This window comes from Rhizobium sp. WYCCWR10014, assembly GCF_001657485.1.
Lineage (GTDB): Bacteria > Pseudomonadota > Alphaproteobacteria > Rhizobiales > Rhizobiaceae > Rhizobium.
The window spans coordinates 57,930-76,411 of sequence record NZ_LXFU01000049.1 but is presented as its reverse complement, the minus strand read 5'-3'; the positions used below and the strand labels follow the sequence as shown (position 1 = coordinate 76,411).

The 18,482-nt window shown below is 61.3% G+C and carries 16 protein-coding genes; 14 read left to right on the top strand and 2 right to left on the bottom strand.

Annotation, left to right across the window (positions count from 1 at the left end):
• The first annotated feature begins 154 nt into the window (after positions 1 to 154).
• The 13 genes from rpsB to lpxB all read left to right on the top strand — a co-directional run bounded on the left by rpsB (position 155) and on the right by lpxB (position 13,391).
• Positions 155 to 922 (top strand): 30S ribosomal protein S2, encoded by a 768-nt coding sequence (rpsB, locus tag A6U98_RS28010; protein WP_064654227.1) that lies wholly within the window; start codon positions 155 to 157, stop codon positions 920 to 922.
• Between the two features lie 241 nt (positions 923 to 1,163).
• Complete coding sequence (gene tsf, locus A6U98_RS28005) at positions 1,164 to 2,090, top strand: translation elongation factor Ts (RefSeq protein ID WP_064654226.1); 927 nt, start codon at positions 1,164 to 1,166, stop codon at positions 2,088 to 2,090.
• Positions 2,091 to 2,186: 96 nt separating this feature from the next.
• Positions 2,187 to 2,909 (top strand): UMP kinase, encoded by a 723-nt coding sequence (gene pyrH, locus A6U98_RS28000; RefSeq protein WP_003539289.1) that lies wholly within the window; start codon positions 2,187 to 2,189, stop codon positions 2,907 to 2,909.
• A gap of 165 nt (positions 2,910 to 3,074) precedes the next feature.
• Entirely contained in the window at positions 3,075 to 3,635 is a 561-nt protein-coding gene (gene frr / locus A6U98_RS27995) for a ribosome recycling factor (RefSeq protein WP_003539290.1), read from the top strand.
• A 37-nt stretch (positions 3,636 to 3,672) separates the two neighbouring features.
• Positions 3,673 to 4,416 carry an isoprenyl transferase gene (locus tag A6U98_RS27990; protein WP_003539291.1) on the top strand — a complete coding sequence of 248 codons (744 nt, stop codon included), beginning with the start codon at positions 3,673 to 3,675 and terminating at the stop codon, positions 4,414 to 4,416.
• The gene (locus A6U98_RS27985) at positions 4,416 to 5,246 is read left to right on the top strand and encodes a phosphatidate cytidylyltransferase (protein ID WP_064654225.1); all 831 of its coding nucleotides are present in this window, start codon (positions 4,416 to 4,418) and stop codon (positions 5,244 to 5,246) included. Before A6U98_RS27990 ends, A6U98_RS27985 begins: the two co-directional genes overlap by 1 nt.
• A gap of 28 nt (positions 5,247 to 5,274) precedes the next feature.
• The gene (gene rseP, locus A6U98_RS27980; RefSeq protein ID WP_064654224.1) at positions 5,275 to 6,408 is read left to right on the top strand and encodes an RIP metalloprotease RseP; all 1,134 of its coding nucleotides are present in this window, start codon (positions 5,275 to 5,277) and stop codon (positions 6,406 to 6,408) included.
• Positions 6,409 to 6,607: 199 nt separating this feature from the next.
• Positions 6,608 to 8,941: an outer membrane protein assembly factor BamA gene (bamA, locus tag A6U98_RS27975; protein ID WP_064654320.1), complete on the top strand. Its 2,334-nt coding sequence runs from the start codon at positions 6,608 to 6,610 to the stop codon at positions 8,939 to 8,941.
• Between the two features lie 50 nt (positions 8,942 to 8,991).
• A complete protein-coding gene (lpxD, locus tag A6U98_RS27970; protein ID WP_064654223.1) occupies positions 8,992 to 10,056 on the top strand; it encodes a UDP-3-O-(3-hydroxymyristoyl)glucosamine N-acyltransferase in 1,065 nt (354 codons plus the stop codon).
• Positions 10,049 to 10,516 carry a 3-hydroxyacyl-ACP dehydratase FabZ gene (gene fabZ, locus A6U98_RS27965; protein WP_027684836.1) on the top strand — a complete coding sequence of 156 codons (468 nt, stop codon included), beginning with the start codon at positions 10,049 to 10,051 and terminating at the stop codon, positions 10,514 to 10,516. Before lpxD ends, fabZ begins: the two co-directional genes overlap by 8 nt.
• Positions 10,513 to 11,331 carry an acyl-ACP--UDP-N-acetylglucosamine O-acyltransferase gene (gene lpxA / locus A6U98_RS27960; RefSeq protein ID WP_064654222.1) on the top strand — a complete coding sequence of 273 codons (819 nt, stop codon included), beginning with the start codon at positions 10,513 to 10,515 and terminating at the stop codon, positions 11,329 to 11,331. The genes fabZ and lpxA overlap by 4 nt, the downstream gene beginning before the upstream one ends.
• A 3-nt stretch (positions 11,332 to 11,334) precedes the next feature.
• Positions 11,335 to 12,216, top strand: a complete 882-nt coding sequence (locus A6U98_RS27955) for an LpxI family protein (protein ID WP_064654221.1) — start codon at positions 11,335 to 11,337, stop codon at positions 12,214 to 12,216.
• On the top strand, positions 12,213 to 13,391 hold the full coding sequence (lpxB, locus tag A6U98_RS27950; RefSeq protein WP_064654220.1) for a lipid-A-disaccharide synthase: 1,179 nt from the start codon (positions 12,213 to 12,215) through the stop codon (positions 13,389 to 13,391). The genes A6U98_RS27955 and lpxB overlap by 4 nt, the downstream gene beginning before the upstream one ends.
• A gap of 299 nt (positions 13,392 to 13,690) precedes the next feature.
• On the opposite strand, the gene gltA is transcribed toward lpxB, so the two are convergent.
• Positions 13,691 to 14,980, bottom strand: a complete 1,290-nt coding sequence (gene gltA / locus A6U98_RS27945; RefSeq protein WP_003539304.1) for a citrate synthase — start codon at positions 14,978 to 14,980, stop codon at positions 13,691 to 13,693.
• Positions 14,981 to 15,270: 290 nt separating this feature from the next.
• Here gltA and A6U98_RS27940 point away from each other — a divergent pair, with 290 nt between their 5' ends.
• On the top strand, positions 15,271 to 17,703 hold the full coding sequence (locus A6U98_RS27940; RefSeq protein ID WP_064654219.1) for a ComEC/Rec2 family competence protein: 2,433 nt from the start codon (positions 15,271 to 15,273) through the stop codon (positions 17,701 to 17,703).
• Here the strand turns inward: A6U98_RS27940 and lexA are convergent.
• On the bottom strand, positions 17,684 to 18,403 hold the full coding sequence (gene lexA / locus A6U98_RS27935) for a transcriptional repressor LexA (RefSeq protein WP_003539306.1): 720 nt from the start codon (positions 18,401 to 18,403) through the stop codon (positions 17,684 to 17,686). The genes A6U98_RS27940 and lexA overlap by 20 nt on opposite strands.
• Positions 18,404 to 18,482: the final 79 nt, after the last annotated feature.

The window sequence follows — 18,482 nt, the reverse complement described above, 5'->3', positions numbered from 1 at the left end:
TGCTTTTGCGCCAAATCGAATGTATGGGCACCGGCATTCCACACGTAAGGCATGGGATCGTCCGGGAGAAATCCGGGCTGTTCCGCCCGGTGGCATCCTCGAAGAGGGTGCTGTTCGCCTTGCGGAGGTTCAACCGGAAAAGGAGTAACAAGGCATGGCATTGCCTGATTTTTCTATGCGCCAGCTTCTTGAAGCAGGCGTCCACTTCGGCCACCAGACGCATCGCTGGAACCCGAAGATGAAGCCGTATATCTTCGGCGATCGCAACAACATTCACATCATCGATCTGGCCCAGACCGTTCCGATGCTGTCGCGCGCCCTTCAGGTCGTCAGCGACACCGTTGCCCGCGGCGGCCGCGTTCTCTTCGTCGGCACCAAGCGCCAGGCGTCTGAGATCATTGCCGACAGCGCCAAGCGCTCGGCCCAGTACTACGTCAACTCGCGCTGGCTCGGCGGCATGATGACGAACTGGAAGACGATCTCCAACTCGATCCAGCGCCTGCGCAAGCTCGACGAGATCCTGAACGGCGAAGCCCAGGGCTTCACCAAGAAGGAACGCCTGAACCTCGAGCGCGAACGCGAAAAGCTGGACAAGGCTCTTGGCGGTATCCGCGATATGGGCGGCACGCCCGACCTGATGTTCATCATCGACACCAACAAGGAAAAGATCGCGATCGACGAAGCCAAGCGCCTCGGCATCCCGGTTGTCGCCATCATCGATTCGAACTGCGATCCGGACCTGATCGACTATCCGATCCCGGGTAACGACGACGCATCGCGCGCGATTGCTCTTTACTGCGAGCTGATCTCCCGCGCTGCCATCGACGGCATCGCACGCCAGCAGGGCTCTTCCGGCCGCGATCTCGGCGCATCCATCGAAGTTCCGGTCGAACCGGCTCTCGAGGAAGCAGCCGAAGGCTGATGAAGGCGGGCGGATCGAAAAGGTCCGCCAATGCTTGCAGAGACTGGGAAAGGCCGCTCGCGACTCATCGAAGTTCGGCGGCCTTGCCTGTTTCAAGGGGAGGGCGTCAGGCTCTCCGTCCGATAAGTTTCGTTATGACGCGTCTTCATCACGCTGTCATACATACAGGTACATTTCGTGCCTCAATCCGGTGCCGAGCCGCGCTTTACGGCCCACCGTATGAACCGACAAGAGGAAGCTAATGAGCGAGATTACGGCTGCAATGGTGAAGGAACTGCGCGAAAAGACCGGCGCAGGCATGATGGACTGCAAGAAGGCTCTTGCTGAAACCGGTGGCGACATGGAAGCGGCGATCGACTGGCTGCGCGCCAAGGGCATCGCCAAGGCCGACAAGAAGTCCGGCCGCACGGCTGCCGAAGGCCTCATCGGCGTTTCGAGCCAGGGCACCAAGGCCGTCGTCGTCGAAGTCAATTCGGAAACCGACTTCGTCGCCCGTAACGATGCCTTCCAGGAACTCGTCCGCGGCATCGCCAAGGTCGCCGTCTCGACCAACGGCAGCGTTGACGCCGTTGCCGCTGCGACCTATCCGGCATCCGGCAAGTCCGTCTCCGACACGATCAAGGATGCGATCGCAACGATCGGCGAGAACATGAACCTGCGCCGTTCGACCGCTCTCTCGGTCGAGGACGGCGTCGTCGCCACCTATATCCACAATGCTGTTTCCGACGGCCTCGGCAAGCTCGGCGTTCTCGTTGCGCTGAAGTCGACCGGCGACAAGGATGCCCTGAACGCCATCGGCCGCCAGGTCGCCATGCACATCGCCGCCACCGCGCCGCTGGCGATCCGCCCGGAGGAAGTCGATGCCGCCGTCGCCGAGCGCGAGCGCAACGTCTTCATCGAGCAGTCGCGCGCTTCCGGCAAGCCGGACAATATCATCGAAAAGATGGTCGACGGCCGCATGCGCAAGTTCTTCGAGGAAGTCGCCCTTCTTTCGCAGGCTTTTGTCATCAATCCGGATCTGACGGTCGCCGCCGCCATCAAGGAAGCTGAAAAGGCCGTCGGCGCGCCGATCGAGGTTGCCGGCATGGCCCGTCTGCTGCTCGGCGAAGGCGTCGAGAAGGAAGAGACCGACTTCGCGGCCGAAGTCGCTGCTGCCGTCAAGGGTTGATCTTCCAGCCAAAATTGGGAAAACACGAAGGGCATCGCGTGACAACGCGGTGCCCTTCGTGTATCGGGCATTCACGGCAATTTACGAGGAGCCAAGATGTCTTTAGAGCCTGTCTATAAACGTGTTCTACTCAAGGCTTCCGGCGAAGCGCTCATGGGTGGCCAGGGTTTCGGGATCGATGTGACGGTGGCGGACCGCATTGCATCCGACATCGCCGAGGCACGGCATATGGGCGTGGAAGTCGGCGTCGTCGTCGGTGGCGGCAATATCTTCCGCGGTGTCGCGGTAGCGTCCAAGGGCGGCGACCGGGTCACCGGCGACCATATGGGCATGCTCGGCACCATCATCAATGCGCTGGCGCTGGCGACCTCGCTGCGCAAGCTGAACATCGATACGGTGGTGCTTTCGGCCATCTCCATGCCCGAGATCTGCGAGAGCTTTTCGCAGCGAGCAACCCTTTATCATCTGTCGATGGGACGCGTGGTGATCTTTGCCGGCGGTACCGGCAACCCCTTCTTCACCACCGATTCCGCCGCGGCACTCCGCGCCGCCGAAATGGGTGCGGAAGCGATCTTCAAGGGCACGCAGGTGGATGGCATCTACACCGCCGACCCGAAGAAATATCCTGATGCCACTCGCCTCGACCGCTTGACGCACCAGGAAGTGCTGGACAGGGGGCTGGCGGTGATGGACGTTGCCGCCGTGGCGCTGGCCAGAGAAAATTCCATTCCGATCATCGTCTTCTCGATCCACGAGAAGGGTGGTTTTGCTGAAATCTTGACGGGCGGTGGCCTCAAGACCATCGTCTCCGACAACTGATAAAGCTGCGCCGCGGTTTCGGCGCAGCCCTCGCTAGAACATGATGATTTTTCGGCCCGTTTGGCCTGAAATCTGAATCATGTTGTACATTAAATAGTAAGAGCATGATGTCGCCCGAAAACCGCTGACACTTTTCGGCATCATGCTCTGGACGGGAGCATCGACATGAGTGAAGGTATCGACATCAAGGAACTGAAGCGCCGCATGGACGGCGCGATTTCCGCATTCAAGGGCGACATTGCATCGCTGCGCACCGGCCGTGCTTCGGCCAACATTCTCGACCCGGTCACGGTCGAGGCCTACGGTTCGCGCATGCCGCTGAACCAGGTCGCCAACATCACCGTGCCTGAGCCGCGCATGCTGTCGGTTTCCGTCTGGGACAAGTCGATGGTCAGCGCCGTCGAGCGCGGCATCCGCGAATCCAATCTCGGCCTCAACCCGATCATCGACGGCCAGAACCTGCGTATTCCGCTGCCGGAACTGAACGAGGAGCGCCGCAAGTCGCTCGTCAAGGTGGCGCACGACTATGCCGAAAAGAGCAAGGTGGCGATTCGCCATGTCCGCCGCGACGGCATGGACGGCCTTAAGAAAGCCGAAAAAGACGGCGTAATCGGCCAGGACGAGAGCCGGGCGCAGTCGGAACGTGTACAGAAGATGACGGACGAGACGATTTCCGAAATCGACCGCTTGCTTGGCGAGAAGGAAAAGGAAATCATGCAGGTCTAGTGGATCTGTGCCTTTGCCTGGAAAGACCGGACGGGAAATGTCGGAATCTGTATTTGTGACTGTGCCAGAGCATGTTGCCATCATCATGGATGGCAATGGCCGTTGGGCCAAGCAGCGTGGCCTGCCGCGCACGATGGGCCATCGCAAGGGCGTCGAGGCGGTGCGCGAGACAGTCCGCGCCGCCGGTGCGGCCGGCATTAAATATCTGACCCTCTTTGCCTTCTCCTCGGAGAACTGGCGCCGGCCAGAAGCCGAGGTCTCCGATCTGCTCGGCTTGCTCAAGGCTTTCATCCGCCGCGACCTCGCCGAGCTCCATCGCCAGAACGTGCGGATCAAGGTGATCGGTGACCGCCACAGCCTGCGCAGCGACATTCTCGGCCTGTTGCTCGAGGCGGAGGAGACGACCAAGGACAATACCTCACTGACGCTCGTCATCGCCTTCAACTACGGTTCGCGCGACGAGATCGCCCGCGCCGTCGTCAGTCTCGCCCGCGACGTCGAGGCGGGCCGCCTGAGAGCACAGGATATTACACCGGCGCTGATCAACGCCCGTCTCGACACGGCCGGCATTCCCGATCCGGATCTCATTATCCGCACCAGCGGCGAAGAGCGGCTTTCCAATTTCCTTCTCTGGCAGGCCGCCTATTCGGAATTCATCTTCCTTCCGGAATATTGGCCGGATTTCAGCCCCGAGATCTTCCGCTCAGCGCTCGAGACATTCGCCTCTCGTGACCGGCGCTTCGGCGGCCTGTCGTCGCAGGCGGCCGCGGTCGGCACCTGATGCAGAGGGAATTGAAGCTCCGCATCGTTTCAGGACTGATTCTTGCGGCCATCGTTCTTGCCGCCACCTGGTATGGCGGCCTTGCCTTCCGTGTCCTGGCGGTCGTGATCGGCCTGCTGATCTATTATGAGTGGTCGAAGATCACAGGCATCGCGCGGGATTGGGTCGCCAATGCCGTCGGATGGATCGGCGAGGCGGCGATTGCCTTCCTCGTGCTTGTCGGCAATTTCGAATTCGCCGCCGGCATGCTGGCCGGCGTCACCGCCGTCGGCATTGCCCTGATCATCCTGCAGGGCACGAGCCGCTGGTTTCCGGCAGGCCTGTTTTATGCCGGCGCCACCGGCCTGGCGCTTGCCGCGATCAGAAGCGATGACCGACCTGGCCTATACGCCATGCTCTTCGTCTTTGCCGTCGTCTGGGCAACCGATATCCTTGCCTATTTCGTCGGCAGGGCGCTTGGCGGGCCGAAGCTTGCCCCTTCGATTTCGCCCGGAAAGACCTGGTCGGGTGCAATCGGCGGCGCCGTTTCGGCGGTCATAGCCGGCGTCGTTCTCATCCATTTTCTCCTTCCAGGTGCCGAAGTCATCGCCGCCGGCGTGGCGTTCGTTCTCTCCGTTTGCAGCCAGTCGGGCGATCTCTTCGAATCGTTCATCAAGCGGAAATTCGGCGTCAAGGATTCAAGCCGTCTCATTCCGGGCCATGGCGGCGTCATGGACCGTGTCGACGGACTGATTTTCGCCTGTTTTTCGGCGTTCTTGCTTGCTGGGCTTTTTTCCCTGATAAAGGGCACCGGAATGACGTCGCTTGGCGCGGCATTGTTCGGACTCTGACAACGCGGCAGTCTGACGGAAGGGACTCATGGAAACGATGAGCGGCATATACGCATTTCTGATGGGGAACATCGTTACCTTCATTCTCGTGCTGTCACTGCTCGTCTTTGTGCATGAGATGGGCCATTACCTCGTCGGGCGCTGGAGCGGCATTCGCATCCTTGCCTTTTCCGTCGGTTTCGGTCCGGAGATCTTCGGCTTCACCGACCGCCACGGAACGCGTTGGAAGATTTCGGTGATCCCGCTTGGCGGCTACGTCCGGTTCTTCGGCGACGAGGATGCCTCGAGCAAGCCCGACACCGACAAGATCGCCGCCATGTCCGAGGAGGACAGGGCGCGCTCCTTTGCCGGCGCCAAGCTGTGGAAACGCGCCGCAACCGTCGCGGCTGGCCCGATCGCCAATTTTCTGCTGGCGATCGCCATCTTCACCATTCTTTTCTCGGTCTATGGCCGCACGATCGCCGATCCCGTCGTTGCCGAGGTCAAGCCAGACGGCGCTGCCGCTGCCGCAGGCATCCTTCCAGGCGATCTGCTGGTCGCCATCGACGGCGGCAAGGTCGAGACCTTCGACGACGTGCGCCGCTATGTCGGCATCCGCCCGAGCCAGAAGATCGTCGTGACCATAGAGCGTGCCGGCCAGAAGCTCGATGTGCCGATGGTGCCGCAACGTGTCGACACGACCGACCAGTTCGGCAACAAGGTCGAGCTCGGCCAGATCGGCATCGTCACCAGCCGGGAGGCCGGCAACTTCCGTCTGAAGACCTATACGCCGCTGCAATCATTGCGCGAGGCCGTGATCGAGACCCGCGACATCGTCACCGGCACCTTCAAATATATCGGCAACATCTTCAGCGGAACGATGCGCGCCGATCAATTGGGCGGACCGATCCGCGTGGCGCAAGCTTCGGGCCAGATGGCGTCGCTTGGAATAGGCGCAGTGTTGCAGCTTGCGGCGGTGCTTTCTGTTTCGATAGGATTGCTTAACCTGATGCCGGTTCCGGTACTTGATGGCGGCCACCTGATGTTCTATGCCGTGGAAGCGGTGAGGGGGAAACCGCTGGGCTCTTCGGCCCAGGAAATTGCATTTCGCATCGGCCTGGCGATGATACTGACATTGATGGTTTTCACGACCTGGAACGACATTGGCTCGTGGATAGGGTAAACGAGCAAGGCGAGGCTAATTACTATTTATTTACGATGTTTCAAGGCTGTAGTGGCGAATGGGTCACGCTTGCAAATGAAGTAAACAGAAATTAACGACCTGCCTTGCTTGTATGTCAAAAGCGGGTAAAACGACACACGTGACCGGAATCGGGTTCTCCTGGAGCCGGGGACGAGGGAAACAAAAGGTAATGGGTGAAATGAAGGCTGGTTCAAAGTTTTTGAACGCAGTATCGGCGGTTGCGCTGTCTGCTAGTGTTGTTGCTTCGGGCGCAGGTGCTTTGACGTTCGTTTCCGCTACGGCCGCTGAGGCCGCGGTTATCCAGCGCATCGATGTGCGCGGCGCAAGCCGTGTCGGCGCGGAAGCCGTTCGGTCGAACCTCACCATCGCTCCCGGAAAGAGTTTTTCGAACAGCGATATCGATGCCTCGGTCAAGCAGCTCTACGGGACGGGTTACTTCTCCGACGTCAAGATCTCGGTTTCCGGAAGCACGCTGGTCGTCAACGTTCAGGAAGCCCAGCTCGTCAATCAGGTCGTCTTCAACGGCAACCGGAAGATCAAGGACGACAAGCTCGCGACGATCGTCCAGACCCACGCTGCCGGTCCCTACAGCGACACCCAGATTCAGGCTGACATCCAGTCGATCAAGGAAGCTTACGCTGCCACCGGCCGCAGCGAGGTCGAAGTCACGACGCAGGTGGTGCCGCTCGGCGAAGGCCGCGTCAACCTCGCCTTCGTCATCAACGAGGGTGACCGCACCAAGATCGATTCGATCAACTTCGTCGGCAATAATGCCTACAGCGCCGGCCGCCTGGCTGCCGTCATCAATACCAAGCGTTCGAACTTCCTGTCGTTCCTGACCCGCAAGGACGTCTACAACGAAGACAAGCTCCACGCCGACGAAGAAGCGCTGCGCCAGTTCTATTACAATCGCGGCTATGCCGACATGCGCATCGTCTCTTCCGATGCCACCTTCGACGACGCAACCAACAAGTACACACTCACCTTCAACATCGAGGAAGGCCAGCGTTACGACTTCGGACCGGTGACCGTCCAGTCGACCGTCGAAGGCGTCGGCTCAGAGCAGCTGCAGCCGCTGGTGCGCACCCGCGAAGGCCAGGTCTACAACGCCAAGGAAGTGCAGAAGTCGATCGAGGCAATCTCCGATCAGGTGGCGTCTGCCGGTTATCCCTTTGCGCGTGTCACGCCGCGCGGTAACCGCGACCTTAATAACAACACGATCGGTGTCGAATATCTGGTCGACCAGGGCGAGCGCGCCTATGTCGAGCGCATCGAGATCCGCGGCAACAGCCGCACGCGCGACTACGTCATTCGCCGCGAATTCGACATGAGCGAAGGCGACGCCTTCAATCAGCAGATGATCACCAAGGCCAAGCGTCGCCTCGAAGCGCTCGGTTACTTCTCCTCGGTCAACATTTCCACCCAGCCAGGCAGCTCGCCGGACCGCGTCGTGGTGGTCGTCGACGTGCAGGATCAGTCGACCGGTTCGTTCGGTGTCGGCGCGGGTTATGCCGCCGGCGGCGACGGTCTGCTGCTCGAAGCCTCGATCGAGGAAAAGAACTTCCTCGGCCGTGGCCAGTACATCCGCATCTCGGCCGGTGGCGGCCAGGAAGGCTCGCGCGCCTACGGCGTCAGCTTCACCGAACCCTATTTCCTCGGCTATCGTCTGGCGGCAGGCTTCGACGTCAACCGCAGCGAAACGTCGAGCAACGACGACTACGACTACGAGGAAACCAGCGTCGTCCTGCGTGTGACTGCGCCGATCACCGAGGATCTGGCGACGACCTTCCGCTATAACTACAAGCAGATGAAGTATGACGGCGATACCTCTGATCTTTCGGCGACCTACGCCAATCTGGTCGACGAGAGCCCGTGGACACGCTCTTCTGTCTCGCAGACGCTGACCTACAACACGCTTGACGACACCGTCCTGCCGCGTGAAGGCATCTATGCGACGGCGACGCACGAACTTGCCGGCCTCGGCGGCGACTCGCAATTCTACAAGATCTACGGCAAGGCCCGTTATTACCACTTGCTCGCTGACGATGCCGATATCATCGGCTCGCTCTCCGCTTCGGCTGGTTATGTCGTTCCCTTGGGTGACCATCTGAACGTCTTCGACCAGTTTACGCTGACCAACGGCGATATTCGCGGCTTCGAGAACAAGGGTATCGGCCCGCGCATCCGCGGGGATAATGATGACCCGCTCGGTGGCACGACCTATTTCACGGCGTCTGCCGAAGCGACCTTCCCGATGCCGGGCTTCCCGCGCGACTTCAACCTGCGTGGCGCAGTCTTTGCCGATGCTGGCACGCTGTTCGGCAACGACGTCGAGCTTCTTGGGTCCGACCAGGCCGACGGCACCAGCGCTTCGCTGCGCGCTTCCGTCGGTGTCGGTGTCGTCTGGCAGTCTCCCTTCGGTGCATTGCGTCTGGATTACGCGATCCCGGTCCTCAAGGAAGACTTCGACAAGACGCAGAACTTCAAGTTTGGCATCAACAACCAATTCTGATATCGGCAGTCCGGAACTGTAAGACTCAATTCCGTTCTGGAGCATTGCCGATGGAGCAAAACGTTTTTTTTCTGCCCCATGAAGGTCTGAGGCTCGCTGAGCTGGCAGAGTTTCTTGGGGCGGAACTTGTTAGTTCCGACTTTGCCGATGTTGTCGTCAGGTCCGTTGCACCCATCGGCCGGGCACGGGCAGGCGATGTCTGTTATATCCTGTCGCGTCGCAGCCGCGATGAGCTGGCGACATGCCAAGCCTCGGCGGTGATCTGCGACAAGGCGCTCGCCGATCTCGTACCCCCACATATCCCGGTCATCCTGTCGTCCAATCCGCATGCGGCTTTCGCGATGGCGGGCGGCCTGTTCTATCCCGCGGCATTGCGCCCGGTCGTCTTTTCCGTTGAAAGCGAGATCGCGCCAAGCGCGGTGATTGATCCGAGCGCCAAGCTTGAAAAGGGCGTGATCGTCGAGCCGATGGCGGTCATCGGGGCGCATGCTGAGATCGGCGAAGGGACGCGGATCGGCGCGCACAGCATCATCGGCCCGAATGTCAAGATTGGCCGGGATTGTTCGATTGCGGGCGGCGCGAGCATTCTCTGCGCGTTGCTCGGCAATGGCGTGATTATCCACAACGGCGCCCGCATCGGCCAGGATGGCTTCGGTTATGCGCCGGGTCCGCGCGGCATGATCAAGATCGTCCAGATCGGCCGGGTGATCATCCAGGATAATGTCGAGATCGGTGCCAACACCTCGATCGACCGCGGCGCCATGGACGATACGGTGATCGGCGAAGGCACCAAGATCGACAACCAGGTACAGATCGGACACAACGTTCAGATCGGCCGCCATTGCGCCATCGTCGCGCAGGTCGGCATCGCCGGCAGCGCGAAGATCGGCAATGGCGTTCAGATCGGCGGCCAGGTCGGCATCAAGGGGCACGTAACGATCGGCGACGGCGTGCAGATAGCCGCCCAAAGCGGTATCATGACCGATCTTGCCGCCGGCGGACAATATGGTGGCACACCGGCGCGTCCGCTAAATGACTATCTGAGAGATGTCGCGCAAACGATGTCCAAGACGAGAGTGCGCGGGAAGAAACCTGGAGGCGAGCAAAATGACTGAGGAAGCCACGACAACGCTTTCTTCGGCTGACATCATCGAGATCATGAAACTGTTGCCGCATCGCTACCCGTTTCTCATGGTCGACAAGATCATCGAGATCGACGGCGACAACACAGCGATTGGCATCAAGAACGTCACCGTGAACGAACCGCATTTCACTGGCCATTTTCCGGAAGCTCCGATCATGCCCGGCGTTCTCTTGATTGAGGGCATGGCTCAGACCGCGGGTGCGATTTGTGCCAAGAAGGATGGCCAGCCCGGCAACCTCGTCTATTTCATGACTATCGAGAATGCGCGCTTCCGCAAGCCCGTCGTGCCCGGCGATCGTGTTGAATTCCATGTCAGGAAGCACAAGCAGCGCGGCAATATCTGGAAATTCCATTGCGATGCCAAGGTCGACGGCGCGCTTGTCGCCGAAGCCGATATCGGCGCGATGATCGTTCGTAAGGATCAGGCATGAGCACTATCGCCGAAAGCGCCCGCATTCACCCGATGGCTGTCGTCGAAGACGGTGCTGTTATCGGTGAGGGCGTCAAGATCGGTCCCTTCTGCCATGTCGGGCCGCACGTCGTCCTGCACGCGAATGTCGAGCTGTTGTCGCATGTGGTCGTGACCGGCCGCACCGTGATCGGCAAGGGCACGCGCATCTTCCCGATGGCGGTCGTCGGCGGTGATCCGCAGAGCGTGCATCACGGCGGCGAGGAAACGACACTGACGGTCGGCGCCAACTGCACGATCCGCGAAGGCGTGACGATGAACACCGGCACGGCCGATTTCGGCGGCCAGACGATCGTCGGCGACAACAATCTCTTCCTAGCCAATTCCCATGTCGCGCATGACTGCCGGGTCGGCAATCACGTGATCATGTCGAACAACGTCATGCTTGCCGGTCATGTCGTCATCGAGGATCGCGTCATTCTGGGCGGCGGCTCGGCCGTTCACCAGTTCACCCGCGTCGGCCGCCAGGCCTTCGTCGGCGGGCTCTCGGCGGTGAGCTACGACGTCATTCCCTACGGCATGCTGAACGGCAATCCCGGGCTGCTGAGCGGCCTCAACGTCGTCGGCATGACGCGCGCCGGCGTCGACCGCGCCGTCATTCACAGGGTGCGCCGCGCCTACAAGTCGATCTTCGAAGGAACAGGCTCCGTCCGCGAAAACGCCGCCGCCATCCGCGAGGAATATGCCGATTGCGAGCAGGCGGTCCACATCCTCGATTTTATCGCCGCCGACAGCGACCGCGCCTTGTCCTCGCCGACCCGGGGGCAGAAGGGCTAGTCCGTGACTTTTTCCGGCGACATCGCTGCGGGCCGGCTGGCGATCATCGCCGGCGGCGGTTTTCTGCCTTCCTATGTCGCCGAAGCTGCGCGCGCGGCGGGCGAAAATCCCGTCATCGTCGCGTTGAAGGACGAAAGCGACCGGCGTTGGGAAGGATATGACCATGCCATCATCGGCATCGGCGATTTTGCAGCTCTCGAGGGCCTCTTGAACCGCTACGGCATCGGCCGCGTCGTCATGTCCGGCAGCGTGCGGCGTCGGCCGGAATGGCGCGAGGTGCGGCCGACGCTGCGCACTCTCATGAAGATGCCGGCCGCGATCCGCACCTTGCTGTCCGGCGGCGACGATACGGTGCTGCAGATGGTGATCCGGCTGATCGAGGGAAACGGCCGGCGTGTCGTCGGTGCCCATGAGATCGCCCCCGACCTTCTTGCCGCCGTCGGCCCGCTCGGCACGGCGATACCGGGCGAAGAAGACCGGCGCGATATCAACCGCGCGGCGGACGCCGCCGAAATGCTCGGCCGGCTCGATGTCGGGCAGGGTGCCGTCGCCATCGGCGGGCGTATCGTCGCGCTGGAGGGTCTTGAGGGCACGGATGAGATGCTGGAGCGTGTCGCGGGTCTCCGAGCCGCCGGACGCATCTCGCCGCGCCGCCGCGGCGCGCTGGTCAAGCTCTGCAAGCCGCAGCAGGATATTCGCGCCGACTTGCCGGCGATCGGCGTTTCCACGGTCCTGAACGCGCGGAAAGCCGGCCTTGCCGGCGTCGCCGTCGAGGCCGGCCGCTCGCTGGTGCTCGATCGCGCCGCCGTCATCAAAGCCGCCGATGAGGCCGGGCTTTTCGTCTGCGGCATCGATCGCGGCCTGCCGGCATGGGGGCTCGAATGAACGGGGCGCCGCTGAAGATCGCCGTCATTGCCGGCGAGGTGTCGGGTGATCTGCTTGGTGCCGATCTTATCGCCGCCCTGAAGCGGATTCATAGCGGACCGGTGGAACTCGTCGGCGTCGGCGGCGAAGGGCTGCAGGCCGAAGGCTTGAGATCTCTGTTCGATTTCTCCGAGCTGTCGATCATGGGCATCACTCAGGTGCTGAGCCGGCTGCCGAAGCTCTATAACCTGATCCGCCAGACGACGGCTGCCATCATCGCCGCAAGGCCTGATATTCTTCTCATCATCGACAGCCCGGATTTCACCCATCGCGTCGCTAAGCGTGTCCGCACCGCGCTGCCCGATCTGCCTGTTGTCAATTACGTCTGTCCGAGCGTTTGGGCCTGGAAGGAATATCGCGCCACGCGCATGCTCGGCTACGTCGATCATGTGCTCGCCGTCCTGCCCTTCGAGCCGGCAGTGATGCGCAAGCTCGGCGGGCCCGAGACCACCTATGTTGGCCATCGCCTGACTGCCGATCCGGCGCTGCTCGAAGCGCGGCGGTTGCGCGCCGGGCGCGCACCCATCGGCGAAGCGGGCAAAACGATCCTGATGCTTCCGGGGTCAAGATCCTCCGAAATCAGCAGGCTGCTGCCGTTCTTCGAGGACGCGGCCAGGGATCTCGTCGCCCGCAACGGCCCGATGCGTTTCCTGCTGCCCACCGTGCCGCACAATGAAGCGCTGGTGAAGGGTCTCGTCGCCGGCTGGGCCACGCCGCCGGAGGTCGTGGTCGGATCCACGCAGAAGTGGAAGGCCTTTGCCGAAGCGGATGCCGCGATGGCGGCTTCCGGTACGGTAATCCTCGAACTCGGCCTTGCCGGCGTGCCGACGGTGTCCGTCTATAAGACGGATTGGATCATCAGTCTGCTGACCAAGCGCATCAAGGCATGGACGGGCGCATTGCCCAATATCATCGCCGATTATGCCGTCGTGCCGGAATATCTGAACGAGGTGGTCCGCGGCGCCAGCCTGGCGCGCTGGATGGAGCGGCTGTCGGCCGATACGCTCCAGTTGAAGGCGATGAACGAGGGTTACGATCTCGTCTGGCAACGCATGCAGACCGAAAAGCCGCCCGGCGATCACGCCGCCGAGATCCTCCTCGACGTGCTGAAAAAGAAAAAACCCGGTCGTTTCTGACCGGGTTTTCTTTTGGGTTCTCTTAGAGCCTTTCCGGGTTAGATTGCAGCATTCTGCCGGAGCAGGTTTTCGTCAGGGCAAAGGCAATTGGCGAAGGGCATACCCCAAGGTACGTGCGAGCCGATCGCCTTTGCCCTGGCGGAAAGATGCCCGGCCCTTCGGGTTGGCTGAAACGGGCCGGCTGATCGACCGGCCGGCTTGGCCGTAGGGCTGGGCTACGACACGCCGGCCGGTCGACCATCCGACTCCGTTTGAGCCAACAGAATGCTTCAATCTAACCCGGAAAGGCTCTGAAGCGATCAGCGCTTCGAAACCGGGATGTAATCGCGCTTCGGTTCGCCGACATAGAGCTGGCGCGGACGGCCGATACGCTGTTCCGGATCCTCGATCATCTCGTTCCACTGCGCGATCCAGCCGACGGTGCGGGCAAGCGCGAAGAGCACGGTGAACATGGTCGTGGGGAAGCCCAGCGCCTTCAGCGTGATGCCGGAATAGAAGTCGATGTTCGGATAGAGCTTCTTTTCGATGAAATATTCGTCGGTGAGCGCGATGCGCTCCAGCTCCATCGCCACTTCGAGCAACGGATCGTCCTTGATGCCGAGTTCGCCGAGCACTTCATGCGTCGTCTTCTGCATGATCTTGGCGCGGGGATCGTAGTTCTTGTAGACGCGGTGACCGAAGCCCATCAGGCGGAACGGATCGTTCTTGTCCTTGGCGCGGGCGACATATTCCGGAATGCGGTCGACCGTGCCGATTTCGTTCAGCATGTTGAGCGCTGCTTCGTTGGCGCCGCCATGCGCGGGGCCCCAGAGGCAGGCAATGCCGGCAGCAATGCAGGCGAACGGGTTGGCACCCGACGAACCGGCGAGACGGACGGTCGAGGTGGAAGCGTTCTGCTCATGATCGGCATGCAGGATGAAGATGCGGTCCATGGCGCGGGCAAGCACCGGATTGACCACATATTCCTCGCAAGGCACGGCAAAACACATGCGGAGGAAGTTCGAGGCGTAGTCGAGGTCGTTCTTCGGATAAACGAAGGGCTGGCCGATATGGTATTTGTAGGCCATGGCGGCAAGCGTCGGCATCTTGGCGATCATGCGCAGGCTGGCGACCATGCGCTGGTGCGGATCGGTGATGTCGGTGGAGTCGTGATAGAAGGCCGACAGCGCGCCGACGCAGCCGCACATGACGGCCATCGGATGCGCATCGCGGCGGAAGCCGGTGAAGAAGCGGCTCATCTGCTCGTGCACCATGGTGTGGTGCGTGACGCGGTAATCGAAATCCTTCTTCTGCACGGTGGTCGGCAGTTCGCCGTAAAGCAGGAGGTAGCAGACTTCGAGGAAGTCGCCGTGCTCGGCGAGCTGTTCGATCGGATAGCCGCGATGCAGCAGGACACCTTCGTCGCCGTCGATGTAGGTGATTTTCGATTCACAGGATGCGGTCGAGGTAAAACCCGGATCGTAGGTGAAGGAAGCCGTGTTCTTGTACAGGGCACCGATATCGATGACGCTCGGGCCGATCGTGCCGCTTTTGACAGCTAGGTCGACAGACTTGTCACCGATTTTTATTGTAGCGCTTTGATCCGTCATGCTGATCCTCCGAAATGGCGGTGGCGCCATAAAAGCGCCATAGGGGTTAAGCGTCCTCACCGATAGCTATATGATCGCGAGGCTAATGCCAAGTTACCGTGATGGCATTTTGTGCATTGCAGTATCACCTTTTAGGCACTGCAGCGATGAGCCGCATGCATATCGGAAGCCGATGATTCGACTGCTCTTTTGGCTCTTTCAATTTTCCCTCACTTTTCAATCGATTATTCTTGCCGGATTTGATTGACGGTTGCATTCTGGCTGCCTGGGCGAGTGACCTTGGGCGGCACATGCAGGAGTTGACGACAGTCGAATTGCGGCCGGAAGCAGGCGAAGGCCTTGCCGACTCCTCCAGTTTTTCACCACCTGTCGTGGTGACGCGACCGACCCGGACGCAGTCGGCGACACCATTGCGCCACCGGCTGCCGGCGGCAGCCTCGCAATTGCTGCGTGCCGGCATGCGCATGCTGGGCGAGGAGGCGGACCATGGCCGCCTGCTGCTGTTCTCGCCGGTTTTCCTCGGCGCCGGGTCAGCCGTCTGGTTTCTCGCGGCATCGGACTTTCCTCTCGTTGCATCACTGCTCTGCCTGTTGGCGCTGACCGTGGCGGTTCTCATCGCCAGCCGCAGTCGGGCGGCAGTGCGGGCAACGCTGCTGGCGCTTTCGCTCGTGGCCTGCGGCATGGTCACGGCGCAGTTCGAGAGCCGGCGGGCTTCGACCGTGATCCTCGATTCATCAGTGACGACGACGGTGACCGGCCGTGTCGAGCGGCGCGAAGGCGACGGTCGCGGGCGGTGGCGTTACATTCTTGCTGTCACCGACACTGAGGCGCCACAGGTGAAGCGGCCGCCGGAACGCATCACCGCGATCGCCCGCGGCGCGGACGCGGCCTTCGAGATCGGCGATCTCATCACCGGCAGGGCACGGTTGACGCCGCCGGCGGGCCCAGCGCTTCCCGAGCTCAACGACTTCTCCTTCAGTGCCTATTTCGACGGCATCGGCGCCAACGGTTTCTTCTACGGTGCGCCGGCGAAGGTCGATGCGCAGGCTGGTCCCCAGGCGGCAAGATCGACGGCGGAAGCGCTGCTCGAAGGGCTCTACCGGCTGCGCAGCGGTATCGGCGACCGCATAAGGTCGATCCTGCCCGGCGACACCGGCGCTTTTGCCGCTGCTCTGGTGACGGACGAGCGGCGCGCCATTTCGGATGCGACGACGGAGGCGCTGCGCCAGTCCGGTCTGGCTCATATCATCGCCATCTCCGGTCTCAACATGGCGCTGTCGGCCGGCATCTTCTTCGTCGGCTTCCGGATGCTACTCAGCCTGTTTCCCGGCATCGCTGAGGCCTACCCGACGAAGAAGATCGCTGCCGCCGGCGCGCTCATTGCCGTCACCGCCTATTTCCTGATCTCGGGCTTTGCGGTCTCTGCAGAACGCGCCTTCATCATGATGGCCATTATGTTGATTGCCGTCTTCTTCGACCGGCCGTCGATCAGCCTGCGCAATGTCGCTCTCTCCGCGCTCGTCATCATCGTCATTTCGCCGTCCGAGGTTTTGGGTCCGAGCTTCCAGATGTCTTTTGCCGCGACATTGGCGCTGGTCTCGGGCTATCAGCTGTGGAAGGATCGGCGCGTCCGCGAAAATGCCTTCCTGAAGCTGCCGATCATCAGGCCCTTCGTTACGGTTGCAGGCTTCTTCGGCGGCGTCTTCCTGACCTCGCTGATCGGCGGTTTTTCCACCGCGCTGTTTTCGATCGAGCATTTTCATCGCCTGACCGCCTACGGCCTGCCGGCAAACCTCGCGACCATGCCGATCATCTCCTTCATCATCATGCCGGCCGGCCTGCTGGCGATGCTGCTCATGCCTTTCGGCCTCGATGTTTTGCCTTGGAAGGTCGTCGGATTCGGCCTCGATCTGGTGATCGCAGTCGCAAAGACGGTGTCCGGCTGGGATGGCAATATCGACGTCGGCCGCTTGCCCGCCTGGTATTTCGCCGTCGCCGTGGCAGGCTTTCTGCTGCTGACGCTGCTCCGCACCCGGTTGCGCCATGTCGGCACATCGATCATCGCGGTCGCAACGCTCATCCTGCTGCTTCTGCCGGGTCCCCGTCCGCCGGATCTGGTGATTTCGGAGGATGGCAGTCTCGTCGCAATCGTCGAGGCGGCGGCCATGGCGTCCAATCGTGAAAGACCGCCGGATTTCATCTTCGACCAGTGGCAGAGAGCCCTGGTCCTGCCGAGGCATGATCCGCCGAAAATGCTGGATGGTCCTGCTATCCCGCCTGAGGGAGAAGACCGCCGTGTCAGGCTTTCCGGCGATCAGCAGAACGAAGCAAGGACGGCGATGCGGGCGGCCGCAGCGGCCGGTGACGCAAACCGCTTTTCCTGCGTCAAGAAGGCCTGGTGCACATCAAGGCTTGCCAATGGTCAGGTGGTAACCGTCATCGACAATGCCGCCTACCTCGGTCCGGCATGCGACGCGGCCGATATCGTCGTGACGTCGGTCCGCCTTCGCTTCAACAGCTGCCGCTCAGGGGCGACGCTCTTCACCGGTGAGACGCTGCGCAGGACCGGTTCCATCGAGTTGCGCTTCACGGACGCCGGCCTGAAGGTTGAAACTGCATTCGATGCATTGTCGCGGCCATGGATGCGCCATCGCGCCTATGACTGGCGCAGCAATAGTTTTACCGAATCCGGCCTGGCCAATGTCAGTGATAGCGGCGAATGAGACCGACGAGTTTGCCCTGAACCTTGACACGGTCCGGCCCGAAAATCCGGGTCTCGTAAGCTGGGTTGGCGGCCTCCAGCGCGATCGAGGCGCCCTTGCGGCGGAAGCGCTTGAGTGTCGCTTCTTCGTCGTCGACGAGAGCAACGACGATGTCGCCAGGACTGGCGGTGCTGCCGTTGCGGATGATCACGGTGTCGCCGTCGAAGATGCCGGCGTCGATCATCGAATCGCCTTTGACCTCCAGCGCATAATGTTCACCGGAACCGAGCATGTCGGCCGGAACGACGATGTCGTGGGTGTTGTTCTGGATCGCCGAGATCGGAACACCGGCAGCGATTCGGCCCATGACCGGCACGGAGACCGAGTTGCCATTGTCGGCGACCGGTTTTGCGGGAGCAGGGGTGGCGACCGGCTGCGGTTTGCCAAGGCTGCCCTCGATGACGCTTGGCGAAAAGCCGCGCCGCGGCTGAATGCTGGGGCTGTAGGCCTCCGGAAGCTTGATGACCTCGAGCGCGCGGGCGCGGTTCGGTAGGCGGCGAATGAAGCCTCGCTCCTCGAGCGCTGTAATCAAGCGATGAATCCCGGATTTCGAGGCGAGGTCCAGGGCATCCTTCATCTCATCGAAAGATGGCGGAACGCCGGATTCCTTCATGCGCTCATGAATGAAAAGGAGAAGCTCCTGTTGTTTGCGCGTGAGCATCGACGTTGTGACCTCGTGATTGAAACAAATCCAGAACAGACACTATATGTTCCATATGTGTTCCGCAAGTAGCTAAATT

Excerpts from the sequence above, each read along its gene's own strand:
- A6U98_RS27940 (WP_064654219.1), top strand. The coding sequence starts at position 15,271 with ATGCAGGAGTTGACGACAGTCGAATTGCGGCCGGAAGCAGGCGAAGGC.
- lpxD (WP_064654223.1), top strand. The coding sequence starts at position 8,992 with ATGGAGCAAAACGTTTTTTTTCTGCCCCATGAAGGTCTGAGGCTCGCT.
- lpxB (WP_064654220.1), top strand. The coding sequence starts at position 12,213 with ATGAACGGGGCGCCGCTGAAGATCGCCGTCATTGCCGGCGAGGTGTCG.
- frr (WP_003539290.1), top strand. The coding sequence starts at position 3,075 with ATGAGTGAAGGTATCGACATCAAGGAACTGAAGCGCCGCATGGACGGC.
- A6U98_RS27985 (WP_064654225.1), top strand. The coding sequence starts at position 4,416 with ATGCAGAGGGAATTGAAGCTCCGCATCGTTTCAGGACTGATTCTTGCG.
- tsf (WP_064654226.1), top strand. The coding sequence starts at position 1,164 with ATGAGCGAGATTACGGCTGCAATGGTGAAGGAACTGCGCGAAAAGACC.
- pyrH (WP_003539289.1), top strand. The coding sequence starts at position 2,187 with ATGTCTTTAGAGCCTGTCTATAAACGTGTTCTACTCAAGGCTTCCGGC.
- bamA (WP_064654320.1), top strand. The coding sequence starts at position 6,608 with ATGAAGGCTGGTTCAAAGTTTTTGAACGCAGTATCGGCGGTTGCGCTG.
- rpsB (WP_064654227.1), top strand. The coding sequence starts at position 155 with ATGGCATTGCCTGATTTTTCTATGCGCCAGCTTCTTGAAGCAGGCGTC.
- lpxA (WP_064654222.1), top strand. The coding sequence starts at position 10,513 with ATGAGCACTATCGCCGAAAGCGCCCGCATTCACCCGATGGCTGTCGTC.
- rseP (WP_064654224.1), top strand. The coding sequence starts at position 5,275 with ATGGAAACGATGAGCGGCATATACGCATTTCTGATGGGGAACATCGTT.
- A6U98_RS27990 (WP_003539291.1), top strand. The coding sequence starts at position 3,673 with ATGTCGGAATCTGTATTTGTGACTGTGCCAGAGCATGTTGCCATCATC.
- fabZ (WP_027684836.1), top strand. The coding sequence starts at position 10,049 with ATGACTGAGGAAGCCACGACAACGCTTTCTTCGGCTGACATCATCGAG.
- gltA (WP_003539304.1), bottom strand. The coding sequence starts at position 14,980 with ATGACGGATCAAAGCGCTACAATAAAAATCGGTGACAAGTCTGTCGAC.
- lexA (WP_003539306.1), bottom strand. The coding sequence starts at position 18,403 with ATGCTCACGCGCAAACAACAGGAGCTTCTCCTTTTCATTCATGAGCGC.